Genomic DNA, 8,761 nt, shown 5'->3' with positions numbered 1-8,761 from the left:
CGGAATGACTAGATTATATCATCATCAATTTGTAATCTCCGAAAACTTGGCTTTTGCAGCGTCAATGTCGATTTCCAGAAAATTATTCATTTTAATTGTTGCAGGACTTGCAGGTGTTGAAAACTGAATATCAATGTTACTTTCTGCGTTCGTTGCAGAATTGATTTCAGAAGTTCTGGTTACGGTTGTTTCTTCGCTTATTTCGAGCGGGGTCTTTTCTGCACTGGTTTTTTCTGAAGTTAAAAAAAATATCATGTATTGTAACGTTGCTTTAATCGATAATGTTTCATAGATTCTTAAATACAAGTACAAACCTTGTAAATATCCGTCAACATGGTGGCCAATTTGTGCGTGACAAAAAATGCAGGGTTCTACCAGGCTAATGGTAAAATGCATGATTATTTTTTTGATCGTTTTTCCTGCCGGATTTACTGTCGTTGTTGCCGTTTCTGTAAAAAGTTTTTGATAAATATAAAAGGTCTTGTCTTGATCCGGATCATAATAAACACCTTTCCAAAATTCGCCATCTTCAAAATCAGCATCTTTAATTAAATCATTATCATACAAGAGTTCAACAAGGTATTTTAAATGTTCAAATTTCGCGGGTTTGCAGTATTGAATCGTCACAATTTTATCTTTCTCAGTTGCGATGTCTTTGCCTTTTATTTTGAACGCCAGTAATGCTTTTTTATTCAATAACTTATCTTCAGGAATTTTAACTTCAAAGAACCCATTTTCTTCGACATCAGAAAATTCTAAGGGAATAAATTGAACCGGTTTGTTAATGGTCACATCTTTAATATTTATCTTTTCCACCAGAAGATAAATGCCTTGTGTACTGGTGGTTAAACCAAAATTGGACTTTACCCTAGGTATTTTATCAATTGATCTTTTGGGATCATTAGGATCTTGGACTTGCTCCCAAATATCAAATGGCGCATTAACAAATTCAATACCAATCGCTCTGCTATTAGTAATTTCGCCATGCGGAACATTGGCTGCAATATCAACCGTTTGAAAGATAGTTCCTTTATTATTCTTAATATTGCCAATCACAAAGTGAGCAGGCACATTGAAGGCAGCCGAGGCGTCCATTTGCATGCCTGCGGTTTCATGTAAAAGGATTTGCGTAGGTCTGCCCGCCCCTCTGGAAGATAAATTCTGTAAATTAGAACTTTTCCAATTTTTAAAATTAATGTCCGCATCAGTCATCGTATATTCTTCTGTAAAAGCAACCAATGTATTTTCATTAACCGGTTTATATTCTGTATATTTTCTTTGCGTGACCTTATTAGTGGCATTACTCCACACCAGTGCTGATTCACTTTCTACTGAAATAACATAATTGCTGTCCGCTTTTAATGGACGATCGTTATCAATGGGAAAGTCGGTGATATTAGGCTGATTTCTATGGAGTTCGATATATCGTTGAGCAAGAGTACCATGCACCTCAAATACCTCAGGATTTTTGGTCATATCATAATTTTTCTTATTAAAGAAAAAGACAACATAGTGGCGGTCAATGGGTGACGTATTTTCATAAGAATTCACTCTAAAAAATCCTGATTTTGAAATCAAATCAATTACATCATCTTTTTTAAAATGTTTCCCGGAAGAAAAAAACTCATTTTCAGCATCATCAAAAGCATTGCTGACATCCTCGCCATAATTATCCATTTGACGAACAGCAGGTGCTGCTGGACCGCCCATAATCGATTTCCCTCTTTATTCCGGTGGCTCCTGTCTTCCCGTGAGTGGATTATAAGTGACCTTAACAGGAACTACCTGATCAGTGGGCAAAATTTCTATCCATTGATCAAAGACCTGAAAATTTCTATCAGGATTATTTGGATCGGGATTGCCGGGATCATAACGAAAACTTCCTTGCAAAGGATAAAAACCATATTCATAGACTTTATCAATGGGGGTTGCTGAAACTTTATCATCATCATGAATTTCTGCTCCCTTAGGATAATGATCCGTTTTATTGGATTCCTCATGTTTTTGTGACACCTGAGTACACAAAAAGCGAATGGCATCATTAATCGTAACTTGAGTATGAGTTCCTACTTCATCTGCAGAATCAATGGCTAATAACTTGGCTTTAATTTCGTCCAGTTCAGATTGTGGCGCTGCATACGCAGCGTCCAGTCCATCAGCCCCTTCTACATTGACATTTTTCAACCAATTAATCGCTGCGCGCTCTTTACCGGGACGAATAGGGATAACTGCCTTGACCCACGGCGCATTGAGAAATGCATTACGTAAATTATCACCATCCAATTGCAATAACCATCCAAGAGAACTACCCATTGGTGCAGGTTGTGACTTGTCCGTAATTAAATAATTATCTTCTCTTGCCACTTTATCTGACCAATTCACCGAATCTGCCGTCAAGCTTTGAAAATCCCCTACCCCCAAATATTGACTGAATTTTTTACGTGGTTTCCACCATTCAGGTGCGACGAAATAGAGCATTTTATTGACATCAAAAATGGAGTTAATCAATTCGGATAATACATGTAAGGTTTTAGGCTCTGTTTTTACTTGATAATGAATATCGGTCATCAATGATTTAATTAAACGGCGATAGACAACAATGCGTTCTTCCTCGCGTAAATCCTCATATTTACGTTTGTTAATATTGCTGGCCATCTCGATTCGTTCTTTAGCAGCCGTTATAAACGCTTGTCTTGTCTTCTCAGCATTAGCAATATCAATGTCAGCCGCTGCAGCTTTCTTAGTAGCATTGCTTGCAGCTATTTCAGCAAGTTTTGCTGCTGAAGTAGTGTAATGAAGCGTGCCTCCAACAACAAAATCAATTCGTTCATCCCATTCCAATCCGTCCGGCGCCGTAATTACTCCAACTTCAATTTGTGAATAATCAGGAGTAAATTTACCATTAAAAGCCCAAACCTGATTTTCAGAATCTTCACCACTATGTGAGATGTATTTGATATTAATATAGCCATTAGGATAATTTGATTTTTGCAGTTCAAAACCATCTGGAGGAGGTGGAACTTGAAAAGTAGTCAAAGGAACAAAGCCTAATTCTGGAAAATCTTGATTGTTCTTCCTGTTATCACCAAAATCCCAAACAACCGGCACAGTAAAATTGGTTGACGTATCAGGAGGTGGTACTGTTTCCGTTATTACTGGCTTTGGAGTTAAATCAGCAGGCTTGGCAATATGCACTAATGTGGCCAAGCCTAAATCGTCGCCAGGCTCGTCGACAAAAGTTTCCCAACATAGAAAACTGCCAATATCCTGAACCTGTACACCTACCTGACGCATTTTTCTTCGTAATTCATAATTGATCAAATCAGAAGTACTATTGGATAGAACATAACGCTTGCTGGAAGTATTCATCTCTTCCGTAATGGTTTTAAAGGTAGATTTAAAATTTTCCCGAATTTCTGAAGAAAGTTTTTGCGTTTGTTCACGCATTTTTTTATGCGTCGTTTCTCTGGCTGTCTGTTGCGTCCTATCCATATTTAAACTACCCGTAGCTGAAGCACTGCCCGTTCCCCATGATTGGTTCACTGTCGTTGTAAAACCCAGCTTTAAATCATTTTTATTATCTTGTTTCACTGCTTCACTGATTTCATCCTGTTCTGTAGTACTTTTTTCCGTCTTGGTAATTGATTCATATTCAGTTTCATAAGTTTTTTCGGTAATTGTTTTTCGTGTACTGATTTCAATGAGTTCTACCGTGGAGCCAGGGGCTAACCACACGTGACCTGTAGGTGAGCCAAGAAACGTATCAAATTCAAAAAAATACTGTCGAAAGAGATGTACAATTCCTAATGGCGACAAGGAAACATTATTGATATCTTTTTTAGGATCAAAAGTTAGATAAGGATCTTTAAAATCTTCAGAAGAATTCTTCACAATGTTCCAAAATGCTTCCTTGCTGTTGTAGTTGACATCGGAATAAAAAATTTTACTCAGTGGCGCAACCGCTTGATTATTGACTAACTCGGTAATGATTCTGGCAATAATTGATTCCATTTTCAATTGGGAAACGAGTTGCTGATAAAGCGCTTCTTTACGCTGCATAACCCGTTGAAATTGACCTTCATTGGTCTCACCTGGATTCGGTCTTAAGGTACTAAGTCGTTCACATTGTTCACGGAATTCTTCTTTATAATGGCTAAAAACATGTTCTTGAAGTATGCGTTTTAAATCATTATCAGCAATAAATCCGCGCCATTGATCGGCATTTTTAGCCGGTTTTTTTTGTAATCTTCTCCGCAGCTCTTGTAACAATATTGAACGTTGATTGAGCAATTTTCCAGAAGGCAGGAATTCTCCCAAATCAAAATGAGGATTACCTAGCGCACAACCACGTAAATTGATTTCATCAATGGATGTTTGACTGACAAAGTGCTTAATGAGCTGATCAAGTAAAAATTCATTTTGTAATTGAGTCGATTTTTCTATGCGTCGCACTATTCTTTTTGATTTCCAACCAATTAATGGTTGATAAACACCGAACATTTCACTTGAATAAGGAAGAATATTCTTGAATTGATCATAATTGGTTATTTTTTTCATGCTGATAATCCTCCATGATTCATCGCACTACTTAGGAATTAACAGTCCTGCTTCTACCTTAACTATTCATTCATGAATACCAATCAACATGAGAAAATCGATAGGGGAGCTTCCTATCCATTAAAATTAGTTCAAAATATACGCATTTTCAATATTTTTTGACCAAACCCTGAATTTACCTGAGCGTTTCACGATACGACAGTTTACATCGATTTAGCTCCAATTACCTGATCAATTGTTTCATACTTGAGCATTCAGTCTAGGGGTGGTTCACCCCAGATGACAGTGAAAGTGACACAATAAACTGCGTAATAAAGATCAATTAACGGGGAGAATAATCGCTCTTTTGTTCGTTTACCGCGGATATTATATTTTCGGTGTAGGAACTAATAAGACTTGCAAGACGTTTCTGCTCTTTCTGCCATTCCTCTTTTGATATAGAGCCATCTTTTAATTGGCGTTCTAACAATTCACGTTGTACATCTAAATTTCTAACAACTCTGTTTAATTCTTGTGGTTGTACTTTAAAAAACATAAGGAACTCTCATTTTTAGTTGACGGGGGTGTAAAAATACCACTTGTTATTTTCAACTTCAATCTTATAAGGATCTGATTTTAAAAAGTTATATGATAATTAGGGTCTGTTTACAAGATAATATTCTTTTGAATTCGAGGCACGCGGGTATTTTAGTGCTATCAAAATATAAATAACTCAACAGGAGTTCTCTGCATGCATAATACTATGCAAAGCTCCAGTTAATTTGTCCGCCAATGGCCGTGGTTTGTGTATTGGTATGTCCTTTAAGGGATGTTAATGGAGTAATTAGATTCACTGGCATTTGGTTAAAGAACGAATGACCTACTCCCACATCGTAACCTAAATTTGCATTTTGTTGATAATGGGCTCCCACTGCCACAATAGTCGCACTACCTACAGGATCGGCAATACCGCGATCACGATCGTTAGAAGGAGTACTCATAAATTGAATACCGCCACGGAATAATATGCTCTCAGTTGCCTTAAACGTAGCGCCAACTGCATAATCAAAACAATTGTGGTAATTAAAAGGAATTGTTACTGAACGCGTTTCTCCCGTAGGAGTTTCCGTATTTTCCATCGTTATTTGGTTAAATGTTCTCCAATTGGTATAAAAAACAGTACCAAATCCAGTCCATCGTTGGGTGAAATCATGTTGTAAACTCAATTGAGCTCGGGCGGGTAAAGCGGCTGATGTTTCTTGTTGATTGGTTCTAAAGATCGCTACCACGGGTCCTACAGCAGGTGTATGTACTGTGCTATGGCCTCTAGTCGTAAGTGAAATTTTAGAATAATAACTCAACCCAATTCGAGTTTCTGGTGAAAGATCCAATAAAATGCCGCCATGCCCCCCATATCCCCAGCCACTTAAATTATTTTCGAGTCTTGAGTCAAAAGGCAAAGAAACCGGCGGGCCATACATATTATTCAAGGTGAATGCCAAATGCAGTGCATCAAATCCCGCACCTAGAGAAAAGCGATCCGTTATTTTCACCCCTAAACTTGGGCCAACATCAATGCCAACCACTTGAGCACGTGTTGCAGCATAACGTGCAATGGATGAGCGTGTGGAACCATAATTCGTACCCAACCCAAACGGGGTTGTTAAATTAAAACCAAAAGAAACGCGCTGAGTAAGGGGGGCTGAATAATAAAATGAGGGCATAAAAGCCCTAATTTGGCTTTTTGCTACCCCGGACTGTGCCACAGCGAACGGGAATGGAAAAGGTGGGGTAACTGCAGATCCTGTGAATCGGGCAGTACCGATAATGCCTAATGCATTACCCACTATCTGTTGATGAGACAGCTTAACAAGACCTGCTGGATTTGTATAAGCCGTACTTGCATCACTGGCAGCCGTTGCCCAATCAGCATAAGCAACACCCAACCCTGCTGAATTAACAAAAGGGAGGTTAAAATCGGATGCCCAAACTGGAGAAACGACACAGAATGAAAAAAGCGTTAGATATAAATGAGGCACTTGACGCACGTTTTGCTCCTTGAAAAGTAATAGCTCAGGCTGCCTTGCTAATTTCTACAGAACGGTTGGATTTGAGCGCAGATTGCGAGAAAATTTTTCTAAGCAAGCGCAGCATACATCAGTATGTGAGCATTTGATTAGGAGAATTTTCTCACAAGATGTGCCGGCCGTTCATTACTCGGGACTGAGCACTTTTACCCTTTTATATTTTACTATCCCTTAATAAATTAATAACCATCTCAATTTCTTCTGACATCGGTCTACAATTTTCTATTTTTGGAGAATATTGACGAACTGTATGATAAATAGATTGAGCTTTTTTACTTGCTTTTTCAATACCACGTAATTCAAGTGCCTGTGTTGCTGCAATCAACAAAATTGCCGTGAGACGTTCCAAATTAGCTACCGACTCTTGAAAATCAAAAGCAGCATGGGTTCCCAAGCTATTTACATCCTGATTATCACCCTCAGTAGCTAAGGTAAATGCCTGATGTGACTGGGCCAATTTGCGATTTTGCACTGCGAGTGCTGCAGCTAATAGCTGCATTGATCGAAAACCATTATGTTTACTTGGATTAGGCACTAGATTCACCGGTAAATTATGATTCTTACGAGGATGAACTAAGTTGGCGAGCAGTGCATGCATCCAGGTTGAAGCTTGGGCAATGTCCATTTTCAAAATGTCGCATGCATCGGTGATATAAAAACCCATAAAATTTGCGCTATGATGAATACTGTTCGCAGCGACATCAATAATTGGATTATCATTAACCGAATTCATTTCATTTTCTATCCAACCGATTGCACGCTCCAAATTCTCATGGAATGGACCGAATCCTTGGGGAACAGATCGAATTGAATAATAATCTTGTACTGGTTTATAAGTATAATCTGTAACCCTCAACTCATCTAAATCAATCAACAATTGACTCCCTTCCCAGAAATCGATAAAAAATTGATTGATTGTCATTTCACCTTTCTGTTTTTTCAGTTGGTGTACCATAGGGTGATAAGCACTACTGATCACGAGTAAAGACTCTAGCGTCATGGCAATAGCGGCCAACATTTGTTTGAATAAATGATGCAAATCATAAACCGCCAAACTAGCGATTGCCGTCATGAAGGATGTACCATTGATCAAGGCAAGCCCATCACGCATTCCGGGCTTATATGCCTTAAGGCCCGCTAATTGAATCGCTTCGGGTGCCAGCATAACTTGATTCTGATAAGTCACGGCAACAGGTTCTCCAATAAGCGCTGCTGCAATCATAGAAAGAGGAATAAGATCGCCACTGGCACCAATGGAGCCATAACAACGAACTACAGGTGTAATACCTGCATTAAGAAAATCTAAAAGTGAATTAATTAATTCAGGATGAACACCTGAATATCCTTGCGCCAGACAATGCGCGCGCAGCATCATCGCCACACGTACAATATGAGGCGAAACAATTGTGCCTAAGCCACAAGAAAGAGAGCGGAGAATATTTTCTTGTCGCTCATTAATCGAGTCATAATAATCTAATGCATCAGTATCTTTAAGCGCAGCATCGATATAACGAACCTGATCACCAAAATTTGTATTGACACCATAAATAGGAACTCTCGAATCAACGTGAACTTTCAAAAACTGGTATGAGGCTTCTATGGCTTCCATAGCCTGAGGTGGTAAGGCTACTGGCAATGAATGATGTGCCAATGCTTGAGAAGAAGCAATAGTTAACTGACAACCATAGCCAATTGTTATAGGTATGTCTGTTCTGCTCATACTTACTGGATTAGACATTTTGCGAGTATTGAGAGGCTTTAGATGTTCCAACCGTAAACTCCATTTATCATAGTAAAAATTCACCCCGAGCTGAGCTTAGTGTGTTCTTTTTTATAAGACTTTTCAACAAAATAATTTATGTGGCGTTTGTAATCCTGAATAAGTCGGTGCAAATGAACTTTCCTGCGGATACCCCCCGACTTGTTCCTGTCTCTTGATCACATCTATGCCTACGCCCCGCGGATAAGCCCTGAGAGTTCTTCACAAAATTTAAACAGGAAACCTATTCTATAGTTTACGGTGATGTTTAAAAGGCTGTCATCCCTGCGTAGGCACACTACTGTCCGGTAAAAATTTTGCTCTCCTGCAATAGGTAATGTCCCTAAATTTTTTTTGTAGGCTCTTCAGCATTCATCTA

General features: G+C 38.7%; 5 protein-coding genes. All 5 read right to left on the bottom strand.

Translation table 11 applies throughout. From position 1 onward, the window contains the following. Positions 1–24 precede the first annotated feature (24 nt). Positions 25–1,710, bottom strand: a complete 1,686-nt coding sequence (locus Lani_RS03685; RefSeq protein WP_019234501.1) for a peptidoglycan recognition protein family protein — start codon at positions 1,708–1,710, stop codon at positions 25–27. Between the two features lie 15 nt (positions 1,711–1,725). Further along, on the bottom strand, positions 1,726–4,557 hold the full coding sequence (locus Lani_RS03680) for a hypothetical protein (RefSeq protein ID WP_019234502.1): 2,832 nt from the start codon (positions 4,555–4,557) through the stop codon (positions 1,726–1,728). 322 nt (positions 4,558–4,879) lie between these two features. Further along, complete coding sequence (locus Lani_RS03675; protein ID WP_019234503.1) at positions 4,880–5,092, bottom strand: hypothetical protein; 213 nt, start codon at positions 5,090–5,092, stop codon at positions 4,880–4,882. A gap of 205 nt (positions 5,093–5,297) precedes the next feature. Continuing rightward, on the bottom strand, positions 5,298–6,584 hold the full coding sequence (locus tag Lani_RS03670; protein WP_019234504.1) for an OmpP1/FadL family transporter: 1,287 nt from the start codon (positions 6,582–6,584) through the stop codon (positions 5,298–5,300). A 193-nt stretch (positions 6,585–6,777) separates the two neighbouring features. Continuing rightward, on the bottom strand, positions 6,778–8,394 hold the full coding sequence (locus Lani_RS03665) for an HAL/PAL/TAL family ammonia-lyase (RefSeq protein ID WP_019234505.1): 1,617 nt from the start codon (positions 8,392–8,394) through the stop codon (positions 6,778–6,780). Positions 8,395–8,761 lie beyond the last annotated feature (367 nt).

Origin of the sequence: Legionella anisa (assembly GCF_001467525.1) — a bacterium.
GTDB lineage: Bacteria > Pseudomonadota > Gammaproteobacteria > Legionellales > Legionellaceae > Legionella > Legionella anisa.
Note: the sequence above shows the minus strand (reverse complement) of the source record. Positions and strands in the feature narration are given on the sequence as shown.

Bases quoted from the DNA above. Each gene is read 5' to 3' on its own strand.
- Lani_RS03685 (WP_019234501.1), bottom strand. From the start codon at position 1,710: ATGGGCGGTCCAGCAGCACCTGCTGTTCGTCAAATGGATAATTATGGC.
- Lani_RS03680 (WP_019234502.1), bottom strand. From the start codon at position 4,557: ATGAAAAAAATAACCAATTATGATCAATTCAAGAATATTCTTCCTTAT.
- Lani_RS03675 (WP_019234503.1), bottom strand. From the start codon at position 5,092: ATGTTTTTTAAAGTACAACCACAAGAATTAAACAGAGTTGTTAGAAAT.